The 14,537-nt window shown below is 71.1% G+C and carries 14 protein-coding genes; 6 read left to right on the forward strand and 8 right to left on the reverse strand.

Going from position 1 to position 14,537, the window contains the following annotated elements; translation table 11 throughout:
- Nucleotides 1-42 precede the first annotated feature (42 nt).
- Genes ACIRSS_RS32240 through ACIRSS_RS32250 form a run of 3 tightly spaced genes read right to left on the reverse strand, consistent with a single transcriptional unit; the run spans nucleotide 43 to nucleotide 4,424 of the window.
- Nucleotides 43-1,758 carry a phosphatidylglycerol lysyltransferase domain-containing protein gene (locus ACIRSS_RS32240; RefSeq protein WP_400901393.1) on the reverse strand — a complete coding sequence of 572 codons (1,716 nt, stop codon included), beginning with the start codon at nucleotides 1,756-1,758 and terminating at the stop codon, nucleotides 43-45.
- 37 nt (nucleotides 1,759-1,795) lie between these two features.
- Complete coding sequence (locus ACIRSS_RS32245; protein WP_400901395.1) at nucleotides 1,796-3,775, reverse strand: acetoacetate--CoA ligase; 1,980 nt, start codon at nucleotides 3,773-3,775, stop codon at nucleotides 1,796-1,798.
- A 19-nt stretch (nucleotides 3,776-3,794) separates the two neighbouring features.
- Complete coding sequence (locus ACIRSS_RS32250) at nucleotides 3,795-4,424, reverse strand: dienelactone hydrolase family protein (protein ID WP_372667815.1); 630 nt, start codon at nucleotides 4,422-4,424, stop codon at nucleotides 3,795-3,797.
- A 146-nt stretch (nucleotides 4,425-4,570) separates the two neighbouring features.
- On the opposite strand from ACIRSS_RS32250, the gene hisC reads away from it, so the two are divergent.
- The gene (hisC, locus tag ACIRSS_RS32255) at nucleotides 4,571-5,626 is read left to right on the forward strand and encodes a histidinol-phosphate transaminase (RefSeq protein WP_400901397.1); all 1,056 of its coding nucleotides are present in this window, start codon (nucleotides 4,571-4,573) and stop codon (nucleotides 5,624-5,626) included.
- On the opposite strand, the gene ACIRSS_RS32260 is transcribed toward hisC, so the two are convergent.
- The 3 genes from ACIRSS_RS32260 to ACIRSS_RS32270 all read right to left on the reverse strand — a co-directional run bounded on the left by ACIRSS_RS32260 (nucleotide 5,616) and on the right by ACIRSS_RS32270 (nucleotide 7,442).
- Nucleotides 5,616-6,389, reverse strand: a complete 774-nt coding sequence (locus ACIRSS_RS32260; RefSeq protein WP_400901399.1) for a sulfite exporter TauE/SafE family protein — start codon at nucleotides 6,387-6,389, stop codon at nucleotides 5,616-5,618. The genes hisC and ACIRSS_RS32260 overlap by 11 nt on opposite strands.
- Before the next feature lie 79 nt (nucleotides 6,390-6,468).
- Nucleotides 6,469-6,822 (reverse strand): VOC family protein, encoded by a 354-nt coding sequence (locus ACIRSS_RS32265; protein ID WP_400901401.1) that lies wholly within the window; start codon nucleotides 6,820-6,822, stop codon nucleotides 6,469-6,471.
- On the reverse strand, nucleotides 6,819-7,442 hold the full coding sequence (locus tag ACIRSS_RS32270; RefSeq protein WP_400901403.1) for a GNAT family N-acetyltransferase: 624 nt from the start codon (nucleotides 7,440-7,442) through the stop codon (nucleotides 6,819-6,821). Before ACIRSS_RS32270 ends, ACIRSS_RS32265 begins: the two co-directional genes overlap by 4 nt.
- A 43-nt stretch (nucleotides 7,443-7,485) precedes the next feature.
- On the opposite strand from ACIRSS_RS32270, the gene ACIRSS_RS32275 reads away from it, so the two are divergent.
- The 3 genes from ACIRSS_RS32275 (at nucleotide 7,486) to ACIRSS_RS32285 (ending at nucleotide 10,691) form a co-directional block, all read left to right on the forward strand.
- On the forward strand, nucleotides 7,486-8,169 hold the full coding sequence (locus ACIRSS_RS32275; RefSeq protein WP_400901405.1) for a FadR/GntR family transcriptional regulator: 684 nt from the start codon (nucleotides 7,486-7,488) through the stop codon (nucleotides 8,167-8,169).
- Entirely contained in the window at nucleotides 8,169-8,981 is an 813-nt protein-coding gene (locus ACIRSS_RS32280; protein WP_400901407.1) for a class I SAM-dependent methyltransferase, read from the forward strand. Before ACIRSS_RS32275 ends, ACIRSS_RS32280 begins: the two co-directional genes overlap by 1 nt.
- Before the next feature lie 210 nt (nucleotides 8,982-9,191).
- Nucleotides 9,192-10,691, forward strand: a complete 1,500-nt coding sequence (locus ACIRSS_RS32285) for an adenylate/guanylate cyclase domain-containing protein (protein ID WP_400901409.1) — start codon at nucleotides 9,192-9,194, stop codon at nucleotides 10,689-10,691.
- Here ACIRSS_RS32285 and ACIRSS_RS32290 read toward each other — a convergent pair.
- Complete coding sequence (locus tag ACIRSS_RS32290) at nucleotides 10,679-11,668, reverse strand: beta-ketoacyl-ACP synthase III (RefSeq protein ID WP_400901411.1); 990 nt, start codon at nucleotides 11,666-11,668, stop codon at nucleotides 10,679-10,681. The genes ACIRSS_RS32285 and ACIRSS_RS32290 overlap by 13 nt on opposite strands.
- A gap of 213 nt (nucleotides 11,669-11,881) precedes the next feature.
- Here ACIRSS_RS32290 and ACIRSS_RS32295 point away from each other — a divergent pair, with 213 nt between their 5' ends.
- Both ACIRSS_RS32295 and ACIRSS_RS32300 read left to right on the forward strand, forming a co-directional pair.
- A complete protein-coding gene (locus ACIRSS_RS32295) occupies nucleotides 11,882-12,355 on the forward strand; it encodes an Lrp/AsnC family transcriptional regulator (protein ID WP_400901413.1) in 474 nt (157 codons plus the stop codon).
- A 179-nt stretch (nucleotides 12,356-12,534) separates the two neighbouring features.
- Nucleotides 12,535-12,939 carry an SsgA family sporulation/cell division regulator gene (locus ACIRSS_RS32300; protein WP_400901415.1) on the forward strand — a complete coding sequence of 135 codons (405 nt, stop codon included), beginning with the start codon at nucleotides 12,535-12,537 and terminating at the stop codon, nucleotides 12,937-12,939.
- Nucleotides 12,940-13,035: 96 nt separating this feature from the next.
- On the opposite strand, the gene ACIRSS_RS32305 is transcribed toward ACIRSS_RS32300, so the two are convergent.
- Nucleotides 13,036-14,139 carry a S1 family peptidase gene (locus ACIRSS_RS32305; RefSeq protein WP_400901417.1) on the reverse strand — a complete coding sequence of 368 codons (1,104 nt, stop codon included), beginning with the start codon at nucleotides 14,137-14,139 and terminating at the stop codon, nucleotides 13,036-13,038.
- Nucleotides 14,140-14,537 lie beyond the last annotated feature (398 nt).

Here is a 14,537-nt window from a genome sequence, read left to right on the forward strand (position 1 = left end):
ATAGGTTACACACCCCCGGATCACCCCTGAACAGGACCCCCCTCACGCGCGTTGCAGCAGCCTGAGCAGGCGCGGCGACCGGCCGCCCAGGCCCTCCGCCTCGAACGTCGCGATGCCCACCCGGGGCAGCTCGCGGACGCCCGGGTACACCAAGTACCGGGGCACCCAGCGGGGCTGGAACTTCGCGTTGAACTTGTACAGCGTCTCGATCTGGATCCACCGCGAAAAGAAGTGCAGGACCTTCGCCGACATGCGCGCCACCGGGCCGGCGCCGATGCGCTGGCCTTGTTCCATCAGGGCGCGGAACGCCGCGAAGTTCAGGGACACCTGCGAAACGCCGTGGCGGCGGGCCGCCAGCAGGAGCTCCGAAATCATCAGCTCGTTGACGCCGTTGTCGGCCGACCGGTCGCGGCGCATGACGTCCAGCGACAGGCCCGCCGAACCCCACGGGACGAACTGGAGCACGCCCCGCACGCGGCCGCCCTGCTCGGCCGTCACCAGGACCGATCCCGGATCGCCCATGCGGCCGAGCGCCATCGAGAAGCCGCGCTCGGTGTCCGTGCCGCGCCAGTTGGCCGCCAGGGTCTCCAGCTCGGCCAGCTCGCCCGGGCGCAGGTCTTCCGCGCGGCGCACCAGCACCTTGTAGCCCGCACGCTTCGTGCGGGCCGCGGCCTGGCGGACGCCGCGCATCGCGCGTCCGTCCAACGTGAACTCGTCGACGTCGACGACCGCCTCGTCGCCGATCTCCAGGACCTCCAGGCCGAACCGGGCCCAGACCGTCGCGCCCAGCTCCGAGACGCCCATCGCCGCCGGGACCCAGCCGTTGCGACGGCAGACGTCCAGGTACTCCTCGATCGCGCCCGGCCACGCCTCGTGGTCGCCGAGCGGGTCGGCCGAGCACAGCGCGACCCCCGCGATCACGCGGTAGGTGACCGCGGCCTTGCCCGTCTTCGAGAACACCGCGAACTTGTCCCGCCGCAGCGCGAAGTAGCCGAGCGAATCCCGCTCGCCGTGCTCGTCGAGCAGCTTGCGCAGGCGCGCGACCTCCTCGTCGGACAGCCGGGGCGCCGGCTCGGCCGAGCGCAGCAGGAAGTACGCCGACACCAGGACCGCGGCGAGGCCGAAGAGCAGCCCGACGGCCGCCGTCATGTCCTCCAGCCACATCTGGTGGAACACCGCAGGCCCGCTGACCCCGACGAGCGCGAGCGCGGCCTCCGCCAGGCGGTCCGGGAAGCTCATCGGCTCCAGGACCGCGTGCGAAGCCACCGACAGCAGGATGACGTTGATCACCAACCCGGCCAGCGCCAGCTGCAGGAACACGCGCACCGCGCGCCAGCGCCCGACCACCGGGTCCGGCTTGGCGACGAAGTAGCGCCGGCTCGCGATCAGGCCGACCAGCAGCACGACGGACACCATCCCGGCGCCGAAGACGTGCCGGAGCCCGATGTGCGACGCCGTGAGCAGCACCGTCGCGCCGACGGCCAGCTGCCAGGCCCGCCGCTTGCGGCGCCGCAGGCCCGCGGCCAGCAGCACCAGCAGCACGCCCGTGACCAGCGCCACGGTCGCCGCCGCGACCGTCGCGTCCTGCGGCAGCTCCAGCCACTCGGACATGTGCCCGCGCAGGTTCCGACGCCCGGCCGGCACCAGGACGGCGACGAGTGTCGTCAGCCCGGCCAGCCGGGTCACCCAGGTGATCACCCCCACGGTGGTGGTCCCCGCCACCCGCCAGGTGGTCTGCGCGCGTGTCCCCGTCACCACCTGTACAACCCGTTGTGGACGATCATGCTTCCCCCATCTATCCCCCGGCGAGCTCCACGAACGGCGTCAACGCCGCCGGGTTCGCCAGCGCGTCGCGGCTGACGGCCCGGTCGGGAGCCACACCGGCCAGAATCCTCTTCACCGGTACTTCACACTTCTTACCGTTCAAGGTACGAGGAATCTCCGAAACCACGACGAACCGATCGGGTACGTGCCGCGGTGACAGTGCGCTACGAAGCTCCTTCTTCAGCCGCGGCTCGACGTCTTCGAGCGAAGCGCCGTCGGCGAGGACGACGAAGCAGATCAGCTGCCCGTCCTCGTTGCCGGCCGCCGAGGTGTCGACGACCAGGGAGTCCGCGATCTCGTCGTAGCCCTCGACGACCCGGTAGAACTCCGCCGTGCCCATCCGGACGCCGCCGCGGTTGAGCGTCGAGTCGCTGCGGCCGTAGATCACCGCCGAGCCGCGGTTGGTGACCCGGATCCAGTCGCCGTGGCGCCACAACCCCGGGTACATCTCGAAGTAGGCCTCACGCAGGCGCGAGCCGTCGGGGTCGTTCCAGAAGAACACCGGCATCGACGGCATCGGCTTCGTGATGACCAGCTCGCCGACCTCCTCGACGACGGCGTTGCCGGCCTCGTCGAACGCGTTGACCGCGGCGCCCAGCGCCGGGCAGGACAGCTCCCCCAACCAGACCGGGACGTCGGGCGCCGACGCGACGAACGCCGCGCACAGGTCGGTGCCACCCGAGACCGAGCAGATCTGGACGCCCTTCCCGACCTCGTTCACGATCCACCGGAAGCCCTCGACGCTCAGCGGCGCCCCGGTGGAGCCGAGCGCGCGCAACGCCGTGAGGTCGTAGCGTTCGGCCGGCTTGATGCCCGCCTTCAGGCAGCTCTGGATGAACGGCGCCGACGTCCCGAAGTACGTGACGCGGTGCTGCTCTGCCAGGTGCCAGAGCGCGTTGAGGTCCGGGTGGCCGGGGCTGCCGTCGTAGAGCACGATCGTCGTGCCGACCAGCAGGCCGGAGATGAGGAAGTTCCACATCATCCAGCCGGTCGTGCTGAACCAGAAGAACCGGTCGCCCGGCCCGAGGTCCGTCTGCAGCGCGAGGGCCTTGAGGTGCTCGAGGGTGATGCCGCCGTGGCCGTGCACGATGCCCTTCGGCAGGCCGGTGGTCCCCGACGAATAGAGCACCCACAGCGGGTGCGCGAACTCGACCGGTTCGAAGAGCAAGGGCGCGCCCTCGTGCTTCGCCAGCAGCTCGTCCCAGTCGAGGGCGCCGTCCAGCCGGCCTTCCCCGACGTACTGGACGAGCACGGTCGCGGCCAGCGACGGCAGCTTCGCCTGCAGGTCGGTGACGGTCCCCCGGATGTCGAACTGACGGCCGTTGTACGCGTACGCGTTGACGGCGAAGAGCACCTTCGGCTCGATCTGGACGAACCGGTCCGCGACCGCGCGGACCCCGAAGTCCGGCGAGCACGACGACCAGATCGCCCCGATGCTGGCCGCGGCGAGGAACGCGACCAGCGTCTGCGGGCAGTTCGGGGCCAGCGCCGCGACGCGGTCGCCCTTGCCGACGCCCAGCTCGAGCAGCGCCGCCCGCGCGGCGCCGACCTGGGCGCGAAGCTGCCCGTACGTGAGGTGGTCGGCGAAGCCGTCTTCGCGGTGGAAGATCACCGCGAGCTCGTCGTCGCCCTTCGTGGCTCCCGCGACGCCAGGGGTGAGCGCGTGCTCGGCGTAGTTCAGCGTGGCGCCGTCGAACCAGACCGCGTTCGGCATCTCGCCCGAGAGCACCTCGCCCGCCTGGTCGTGCCAGCGGACGCCGAGGAAGTCCGCGACCGCCGTCCAGAAGTCCGGGCCGCGTTCGACGGAGAACTCCCAGAGCGAGCGGTAGTCGTCCACCTCGACGCCGCGTTCGGCACGCAGCCACTGGCGGAAGGCTTCGATCTTGGTGTCGGCAACGTGGCTCGGCTCAGGGCGCCAGAGCACTTCGGGGGCGTCGGCGGTGTGCGTCACGTCACGAGCGTAATCCCGCCTACCGCAGGTGCGCGTCGAACCAGTTCAGGGTGCGCTGCCACGCCTCGGCGGCCGCACCGGGGTCGGCGTCGAAGCGGTGGTTCGCGCCCGGGTAGTGGACAACGTTGGTGGCGACCTTCGCCGACGCCGCCGCGTCACGCAGCCGCTCGACCTCGGCGCCGCCCGCCTCGTCGCCGGCGTCGCCGTACATGCCGAGCCACGGGCTGGTGAGCTTCCCGGCGATCTCGACCAGCGCGGGCAGTTCGGCGGCCTGCTGCCCGCCGACGCTGACGGCGGCGCCCAGCCGGCGGTGCGAAGCGACGACGAGGGCCGCGGTGCCGCCCAGGTCGAAGCCCATCACGCCGAGCAGGTCGGCCTGGACCCCGCGGTCGACCAGCCAGGCGAGTGTGATGTCCGTCGCGTCGAGCAGATCCTGCTGCGTCAGCTCCGCGTTCTCGAGGTGCGGGGTGACGGTCAGCCAGCCCTCGAGGGCGAGGCTGGCGAGCAGCAGCTTGACGCCGTCGGTGACGCCGTCCGCCTCGTGCAGGACCACCAAACCGCCGCGCAGCGACCCCTCGGGTTCCGAAAAGGTCAGCGTCAGGGCCCGGCCGTCGGTGCGCTGGTAGTCCACGGTGCTGGTCGACGTCATTGCGTCACTCAATCACTTGGAGGTGAACGGAAGGAACCCAGTCTGGCAGGTCTCCCGGTCACATACCGCCTGAAGGGAGTCGCGGGGCGGTGGGCGGAAAAGATACGGTGACGGGGTTGTCCCGTTCAATCGGAGGAGCGCCGAAGATGTCGTCCGTGTCCCCCCGTGCCGATCTCGAATCGTTGCCGAAATACATCCCCGGCCGGACGATCGAAGGCGCGATCAAGCTGGCGAGCAACGAGGTGCCCGGCGGCGCGCTGCCGAGCGTCGCGCAGGCGATCGCCGAGGCCGCGGCCGGTATCAACCGCTACCCGGACACCGGCTCGCAGGTCCTGCGCGAGCGGCTGGCGCGCGAGCTGGACGTGCCGGTGGAGCGCGTCGCGATCGGCTGCGGCTCGGTGTCGCTGTGCCAGCAGACGATCCAGGCGGCCTGCGCCCCTGGTGACGAGGTGCTCTTCGGCTGGCGGTCGTTCGAGGCCTACCCGATCGTGACGCAGGTGGCGCACGCGAAGCCGGTGCTGGTCCCGATCACCGAGGGCCAGGAGCTGGACCTCGACGCGATGCTCGCGGCGATCACCGACCGGACGCGCGTGGTTTTCGTCTGCAACCCCAACAACCCCACCGGCACGGCGATCCGGCGCGCGGAGCTCGAGCGGTTCCTCGACGCGGTCCCGCAGCGTGTGCTGGTGGTGCTGGACGAGGCCTACAAGGAGTTCGTGACCGACCCTGAGGTCCCCGACGGCGTCGAGTACACGCGGACGCGGTCGAACGTCATGGTGCTGCGCACGTTCTCGAAGGCGTACGGCCTCGCGGGCCTGCGCGTCGGTTACGCCGTCGCGCCGGAGCCGATCGCGGACGCGCTTCGCCAGGTGTACGTCGCTTTCTCGGTGAACATGCTGGCCCAGGTGGCCGCGCTGGCGTCCCTGGACGCGGCCGACGAGCTGCTCGCGCGCTGCCAGGAGATCGTCGCGGAGCGGGGCCGGGTGCGTGACGCGCTGCTCGAGGCCGGCTACCAGGTGCCGGAGACGCAGGCGAACTTCGTCTGGCTGCCGCTGGGTGACCAGGCGGTGCCGTTCGCCGAGCACGCGCTGGACCGCAAGCTCGTGGTGCGCCCGTTCGCCGGCGACGGCGTGCGCGTGACGATCGGGACCCGCGAGGAGAACGACCTCTTCCTGGCCGCGGCGCGCGACTTCAGCCGCTGAACTGCTTGACGACCAGCTGGACGACGGCGGCGAGGCCGATCACCACGATCACGCCGCGCAGCACCGCCGGCGGCAGCTTCCGGCCGATCTTCGCGCCGAGGAAGCCGCCGGCGGTCGAGCCGACGGCCAGCCACAGCACGACGGGCCAGCTGATCGGCGCGACGAACGCGTAGATCACGCCGGCGACGACGTTCACCACGGCGGCGAGGACGTTCTTGACGCCGTTGAGCTTCTGCAGCGGTTCGGACAGCAGCATGCCCATGACCGCCATCAGCATCACGCCCTGCGCGGCGGTGAAGTAGCCGCCGTAGATGCCGATGAGGAAGATGAAGAACATCAGCAGCGGGCCGGCTTTGTGCTCTTCGCCGTTCTCTTCGCGGCGCTTCGCGACCCACTTCGAGACGCGCGGCTGCACGATCACGAGGATCACGGCGAGGCCGACGAGCACGGGGACGACGGCTTCGAAGGCGTCCTTCGGCAGCGACAGCAGCAGGATGGTGCCGCCGATGGCGCCGAGGAACGACGCGACGGCGAACTTCGCGACCTGCGGCCAGTAGCCGGTGAGCTCGTGCCGGTAGCCCCAGGCACCGCTGAGGGTGCCGGGCGCGAGGCCGATGGCGTTGGACGTCGTCGCGGTCACGGGCGGGTAGCCCAGCGCGACCAGGACGGGGAAGGTCACGAGGGTCCCCGACCCGACGACGGCGTTGATGGTGCCCGCCCAGATCCCGGCGACCACGATGATCACCGCGTGCCACCACGTCATTTAGCACTCACGTGCGGAGCCTAAGCATCTCGGCGCGGGGCCGCGAAGTGGAGGGGCCGAGATGTGGCAGGCGAGACAGTCAACGTGGGGTGAAGACGCAGAATTCGTTCCCTTCCGGGTCGGCCAGCACGTCCCATTCGATGTCGGTGTCGCGTTCCCGGACCAGGGTCGCGCCGAGCGCCAGCAGCTCGGCCTTGTCGCCGAAGACGTCCAGGTGCATGCGGTTCTTGACCGTCTTCGGCTCCGGGACCGGGACGATCCAGATCAGCGGGCCGCCGCCCGCCGGGTCGACGATCGGGACCGGCCAGTCGTCCGGGCGTTCGTCGCCGGTGAGGGAGTCTCGGCGGACGTACCCCATCGCGCGGCACCACCAGTCCGCCAGGGCCTGGTGGTCGGCCGCGTCGAGGGCGAGGTCCTTGAACCGCGCGGTCATCGCGCTCCTTCCGGTACGTGGGCGGGCACCACTTCGGAAGCCACCCGCCAGCCGAGTGCGGTGTACAGCCCACGCCCGGCCTCCGAAGCCAGCAACGCACTCGTTCGCGCGCCGGCCGCGACGCCCAGGCGGTGCATCACCACCCGGCCGAGTCCGCGCCGCCGGTGGGCGGGCTCGGTGACGATCCGGTCGAACACCGCCACCCCGTCGGCCACGGCGACCCAGCCGCGGGCCGCCGGCTCGCCCCCGGACGTCACCGACACGGACCACAACGGCTCCTCACCGCTCACCGCCACCTCGTACGGTGACGGCACCTCGGCGGGTGGGATGCCGCCGTCGAAGGTCATCAGGTACTCCGTGTTCCCCGCCTTCCACTCGGGTGTCAGGCCCGCGAGCACCGCGTCCCGCGCGCCGCACGTCTTCAGCCACGTGCCCGGCTCGGCGACCGTCCGCGCCCGCGTGGCCACCGCCGACGGTGACCGCAGCAGGTAGCGGACGCGGTGGCCGGGCAGGCCGACGTCGACGCGGAAGCCGTCCGGCTCCGCGACCGGCTCCGGTACCGCCCGCGAGACCGCCCAGCCGCGTGCCCACGCCCCCAGGATGTCCATGGCCGTGATCATGACAGGCACCCCCGACAGTTTCCGGAGCTGAGAGGATGGCGGCGTGGACACCGAGCAGGTCTGGAGCGCGACCGTCGACCGGCTGCGGTCGCTGATCGACTCCGGGAAGCTGCCGCCGGGCTCGCGGCTGCCCGCCGAACGCGTCCTGTGCGAGGACCTCGGCATCAGCCGCGGGTCACTGCGGCAGGCCCTGCGCGTCCTCGACTCGATCGGGTACGTCCGGATCCGCGCGGGCTCCGGCACCTACGTCCGCGAGCAGCAGGAACAGCCGCTGCGGACGTGGTTCACCGAGCACGACCAGCTCGTCGAAAAGCTCTTCGACCTGCGCGCGACCGTCGAGCCGACGCTCGCCGAGCGACTGGCCAGGCAGGCGTCCGCGAAGACGGTGAGCCGCCTGGAGGACAACGTCGCCGAGATGGCGCAGGCGGCCGAGGACGGCGACATGCTGCACGTCATCGCCGCCGACGCGGAGTTCCACCGGGTGATCGCGCAGAACGCGGGCAACGACGACGTCGCCGGCCTGCTGCGCTCGGTCCTCGCCCTGGTCGGCGAGGAGCGCCGGGCGGCGCTGCGGCTGCCGGGCCAGATCCGCAAAGCGGTCGACGACCACCGCGCGATCCTCGAAGCGATCCGCCGCGCCGACCCGGCCGCGGCCCGCGAGCTGACGCTGAAGCACCTGGTGGACGCCAAGACGTACGCGCACGACTTCGCCGCGGAGGAACGCTGATGGAGAAGGTGCACTTCACCGAGGAGAAGGCCACCATGCTGGCCACGCTCTACGGCCGCGCGCTCGACAGCCGCGAAGCCGAGCCGATCCTCGGTGACCACGCGGCCGACGAAGCCGTCCGCCAGATCGACTACGACTTCGCCAAGCTCGGCATCACGCGGGATTCGGCGGTGAGCGTGGTGCTGCGCGCGAAGCCGATCGACGAGTGGGCCGCGGAGTACCTGACCCGGCACCCGGACGCGATCGTGCTGCACCTCGGCTGCGGCATGGACACGCGCTTCCAGCGCGTCGCGCCGCCGTCGTCGGTGCAGTGGTACGACGTCGACTACCCGGAGGTCGTCGCGCTGCGGGAGAAGCTGTACGCGGCGGCGCCGAACCACACGAACATCGGCACATCGGTGACGGACTTCGGGTGGCTGGACCAGGTGCCATCGGACCGCCCGGCGCTGATCGTCGCCGAGGGTTTGACGATGTACCTGACGCCCGCGGAGGGCACCGAGCTGATTCGCCGATTGGTCGCGAAGTTCCCGTCGGGTGAGGTGATCTGCGACGTGTTCAGCAAGCTGGGCATCAAGGCGCAGAAGCTGAACACCCCGGTCCGGCGCGCGAAGGCAACTCTGAAGTGGGGCATCGACGCCCCGCACGAGCTGGAGCGCTACGGCTTGACGCTGGTGTCCTCTTTGGACGCGGCCCACTGGTCGACGCCGGAGGTGCTGGCTCGCATGCGGCCGTTCACGCGGTTCCAGCTGCGGACGCTGAAGTACTTCCCGCCACTGGCCCGGATGGCGCACATCTTGCGGTACCGCTTCTAACGCGACTCCAGCACCCGCGCCACGAACTTGTACACCGAGCGCGCTCGTGGACGGGAAGCGGCGCTCCCGCAGGATTCCCTCGGTGGCGACGAACGGCATCACGCCCTCGGCTGCACCACGCGCGCACTCGACGGATGTGCGTCCATGATCCGCACCGTAACGAGCGGCCACCGGCGGTGGCCACGCATTTTCGGCCGTACGATCGACGCCGTGCGCAAGATCGCCGTGAAGAACTTCCGGGTCGTGTTGCGCACCAGCCTGGGCTTCGCCGGGCTCGGCATCGGCTCCAGTGTCGCCGGCTCCGGTGTTGTCGCGCTGCTTCTCCTCCTGCAAGGCCTGCCCGGGGACGTCGGGGACCGCGGCTGGGTCCTGGGCCTGACCGCCGCCGCCATCGTGGCCGGGTCGTTGCTCGCCGGGACGCTCTGGACCGCCTGGCTGCAGCGGCGGACCGCCATCTGGTTCGTGCTCGGCCGCCCTCCGTCGGAAAGCGAGGCACGCCGGGCCCTGCGGCTGCCCGTCGACATGGCCGTCGTCAGCGGGACGCTCTGGCTGATCGGGACCGTCGTCCTCAGCGTGCTCGCCGGGGTGCTCGGCTCCGGTGCGGACGCCGTCGGCATGGCGACCGTCATCGGGCTCGGCGGCCTCACCACCGTCGGGCTCACCTACCTCGCCGCCGAATGGGTCGCGCGGCCGGTGATGACCATCGCCCTCGACGTCCTGCCGCCGCGGGGGTCGCTGCCCGTCACCGTGCTCACCCGGCTGGTCGTCACCTGGGCGCTGGCCAGCGGCGTCCCGTTCGTCGGCGTCCTGCTCGTCGCCACGCCGCCCGACCTCGGCTCCGGCAACCACACCGCCAGCCTGATCATGCTGTCGGTCATCGGCCTCGGGGTCGGCGCCATCGGGACCGCGCTGCTGGCCCGGGCGGTCGCCGCGCCGCTGCACCGGCTGCGCGTGGCCCTCGACCGGATCGCCCGCGGCGACAACGACGTCACGGTCGACGTCGACGACTCCAGCGAGATCGGCCTGCTCCAGACGTCGGTCAACCAGCTCGCCGCCGGGCTGCGCGAGCAGGCGCGCATGCGGGACCTCTTCGGCCGGCACGTCGGCGCCGACGTCGCCCGGCACGCGCTGGAGTACGGCGCGTCCCTGTCCGGCGACGTCCGCGAGGTCACGGCGTTGTTCGTCGACGTCGTCGACTCGACCGCGCTCGCCTACCGCACCCCGCCCGAGGAGCTGGTGCGGAAGCTGAACCGGCTGTTCGCCGCCGTCGTCTCCGCGGTCAACGCCCGCGGCGGGCTCGTCAACAAGTTCCAGGGCGACGCCGCGCTGTGCATCTTCGGCGCCCCGACCCGGCTCGCGGACGCGCCGACCGCCGCCCTCGCCGCGGCCCGCGCGATCCGCGACGAGGTGTGCGCCGACGGCGAGCTCGACCTCGGCATCGGCGTCTCCAGCGGCCCGGTCTTCGCGGGGCAGCTCGGCACCAGCAGCCGGCTCGAGTACACCGTGATCGGCGACGCCGTCAACGAAGCCGCGCGGCTGACCGAGCTGGCCAAGGCCGTGCCGTCACGGATCCTCGCCAGTGACGCCGTCGTCTCGGCCGCGCTGCCGAGCGAACGCGCGAACTGGGAGAAGCACGGCGAGCTGGAGCTGCGCGGCCGCCAGGAGGCGACGCCGACCTGGACGGCCGGCCCGGGACCTCAGGACAGCTGACCCAGATCCGGCCAGCGCAGCACCGTCGAGCCCCAGGTCAGGCCCGCGCCGAACGCGCTGAGCAGCACGCGGTGGCCGGGCGCGAGGGTGCCGTCGGCGCGGGCGTCGGCCAGGGCGAGCGGGATCGACGCGGCGCTGGTGTTGCCGACGCGGTCGATGTTGGCGACGACGGCGTCGGCCGGCATGCCGAGCTGCTTCGCCGTCGCCTGCAGGATCCGGATGTTCGCCTGGTGCCCGACGAAGCGGTCGACGTCGCCGACCATCCAGCCCGCGCGGTCCAGGACCGTCCGCGACGACTCGGCCATCCGCGCGCAGGCGTGCCGGAACACCGCCGTGCCCTGCATCGCGAGGAAGCGGTCGCTCGGCTGGTCGGACAGCCGCCGCCGCGCGCCGCCGGCCTCAACCCACAGCAGGTCGGCGTGCTCGCCCTCGCTGTGCAGGTCGAACGGGCCGAACGCGCCGGGCTCGTCGGGCTCGCCCGCGCGCAGCAGGACCGCGCCCGCGCCGTCGCCGAAGATCGGGACGGTCGTGCGGTCCGCGGGGTCGATGAGCGTGGTGAAGGTGTCGGCGCCGATCACCAGGACGCGCTCGGCGAGGCCGCCCGCGATGAAGCCGGCCGCCGTGGCCAGCGCGTAGACGAACCCGCTGCAGACGGCGTTGACGTCGAAGGCCGCGGCCGTGCCGAGCCCGAGCCGGGCGGCGACCTGCGGCGCGCTCGCCGGGCAGGGCTGGTCCGGCGTCGACGTCGCCAGGACGACGACGTCGGCGGAGCCACCCGCGAGCGCTTCGCGGCCCGCCCCGACCGCGAGGTCCACTGTGGACTCGTCCGGCCCCGCGACGCGGCGCTCGCGGATGCCGGTGCGGGTCCGGATCCACTCGTCCGTGGTGTCGAGCCGGGCGGCGATCTCGTGGTTGTCCAGGACTTTCGTCGGCAACCACGAACCGAGGCCGGTCAGCACGGCGGCAGGTGCGGGCACGGGAGAGCCTCCCCACGCCGGCGGGTAGGCGGAGCGACCGGCTGGTCTTCCACTTCTATGGGCTACCCCCTGGTAGACCGGTCAGTTGTGTTCCAGGTCACGAAAAAAGTTGTTTCACTTTCCCCTCGGACGGAGTAGTGAGCGGCGTCACGGTGGAGTGAGCCGGGAGCGAACTCGCCGCAAATCGTCGGGGGTGCCGGTTAGCCTGCTGGAGTGCAGACACCCGACCTCGACCAGCTGGACATCGCCATCCTCGCCTGCCTCCAGGAGGACGCCCGCACCATCGCCGAGACGATCGGCGCGAAGGTCGGCCTCTCCGCCGCGGCGGTGCAACGGCGGATCAAGCGGCTGCGCGAGGCGGGCGTCATCGAGCGCGAGGTCGCGGTGCTGTCGCCGGAGGCGCTCGGGCTGAGCATGACGTTCGTGGTCATGGTCGAGCTGGAGCGGGAGAACCTCGCGGTCCTGGACGCGTTCCGCCGCCAGGTCCTGGCCGACGACTGCGTCCAGCAGTGCTACTACGTCACCGGCAACGCCGACTTCGTGCTGGTCGTGACGTGCCCGGACATGGCGGGCTTCGAGGCGTTCACCCGCCGGATGTTCTTCGACAACCCGAACGTCCGGCACTTCACGACGAGCGTGGCGATGGACCGGGTGAAGGTCGGGCTCAGCCTGCCGCTCGGCCCCTGAGGCGTCACCACGCGTCGCCGTTCGAGCGCAAGGTGTACGTGCCCGGCGTTACACCACAATGGACGGATGCAACCGATCAAGTGAACGTGAGAGTTTCTTCGTCATGACCGTCGGGCCTGGTCATCTCCTCCTCGAACAGTTCGCGCCGCGCGAACCGCCACCGGACTCCAGGAGGGGCCATGCAGACCGACGCCGTTCACCAGAGCCAGTTCGTGGTGCTGAACGAAAGCACCACGCCCGTCCTGTCCCGCCTCTCCTACCACGCCGACGAGCCGTTCGCGGTCACCGTCGCGTTCCGGACCGAGCGCGGCCGGTGGATCGAGTGGACCTTCGCGCGTGACCTCCTGGTGGACGGCCTCGACGAGCCGGCCGGCCTCGGGGACGTCCGGATCCGCCCGGACCTGTCCGAAGACGAAGACTTCCTGACCCTGGAAATCGAGTCACCGGACGGCTATGCGTCGTTCGAGCTCGAGGTCGAGGACGTCCGCACGTTCCTCGACGCGTCCTACGAACTGGTGCCGCTCGGCGAGGAGAGCGCGCACTTCGACGTCGACGGGCTGATCGAGGAGATCAGCAACGTCTGACCCCTGAACCTCCCAATCCCGCGGCGAGGACGAAGGGCGGGTTTCGAGTGCGCTGGAGGCACTCGAAACCCGCCCTTTCGCTGTTTCAGCCCGGGATCAGCTGGTCTTCAGGGTGGTGCCGGTGCCGGACAGCGCGCCGGCGATCGGGTAGAAGTAGGTCACGCTGGTGTTGCCGCCGGACAGGACGCCCTGCGCGTAGTTGCCGGCGATGAAGCCGCCGCCGGAGTCACCGGCCGCCGAGTGGACGTTGGTCGCGGTCATGCCGTTGACCGTGCCCTCGGAGTAGCGGACGCTCTGGTTCTTCGCGCCGATCGTGCCGCAAGTCCAGCCGGTGGTCGAGCCGGCCTTGCAGACCGACGAGCCGGTCGCCGCGTTCGACGACCCGCGCACCGCGGTCCCGTTGTTCATCTGCGCGACCGGGGTCCAGCTGCTGTTGGTCCGGACCGCCGCGTAGTCGACATCCGGGAAGCGGTAGGTGATCCAGCTGCCGAGCGCGGCGCCGTTCGACCCCGTCAGCGAGCCGCCGCCCGTGAGCGCGCCGCAGTGGCCGGCGGTGACGAAGCCGGTCGTGGTCGCGAAACCGACCGAGCAGCGCGCCGAGCCGCCGATGTAGTAGGCGTCCCCACCGCGGATGTTGGCGTGCAGCGTCGGCTTCGCGGTCGCGTCGACGATCGTGACCGACGACTTGTCCACACCGGACCGCGCGAGGAACGCGTCGGCCGCGGCGCGCTGGCCCTGCAGGACGGAAAGCGTGACGCGGTTGGTGACGGAGTCCACGCCCCAGCCGGTGATCGCGTACGGCGCCGTGGCGTCGAGGGCCTTGAACCTGTCCACAGTGGAGTCGAGCTGGCGGGCGCTGAACTTCACGACCTCCGCCTCGGCCCCGGACGCCTGGATCTTGCCGACCGACGCGGCGTCCGTCGTCTGGATGTGCGCCTTGCCCGTGGCGGCGTTGTACGTGGCGCCGCCGAAGGCGTCGCCGAGCGTCGCGCTGACGGCCTCGGTGACCTTGTTCGCGACGTCTTCGCTCTTCAGCCGCGTCAGCACCTGGTCGTGGGTCAGGCCCAGGTCGCGCTGCATGGCGGGCACGATGTCCGGGTTCAGCAGGTCCTGGCCCGACGCGGGGACGGCGACAGAGACGAGTGCGCCCGTCGTCATCACCGCGGCGGCAGCGGCACCGAAGAGTCTGGCGATCTTCATGCTTCTCCCTAGGTGGTTACGCGCGGCTCTGCACCGGCCACGCAGTGGTACTCCCCCGGGTGAGGGTCCCCGCAGTGGGCGTTACGGTGCAATCCGGGCGCCCGGCGAATGGGTATACGCATTCACCCCGGACGAATCCCCTGCTCCAAGCGGTCCGGACCGGCGGCTGTCACCCGGTCGGACAGGTCCTTAAGTAGGGTTTCCGTGAACTACTTTCAGTAGCCGACACACCACCCTGAACGTGTTAAGCACCGCCGGAACGCGCTGACCGCCGAAGTTTCGTACGCGCGGTGACCCCGGACCGGCGGATCCCGCGGCAAACCGGTGACAGCGGGTAGGCGGACGTGTGACGGCGGTACCGACCACCTATTCGGTTAATGGTTTACGGAGCGCCGAGC

Origin of the sequence: Amycolatopsis sp. NPDC101161 (assembly GCF_044768185.1) — a bacterium.
Classification (GTDB): Bacteria; Actinomycetota; Actinomycetes; order Mycobacteriales; family Pseudonocardiaceae; genus Amycolatopsis.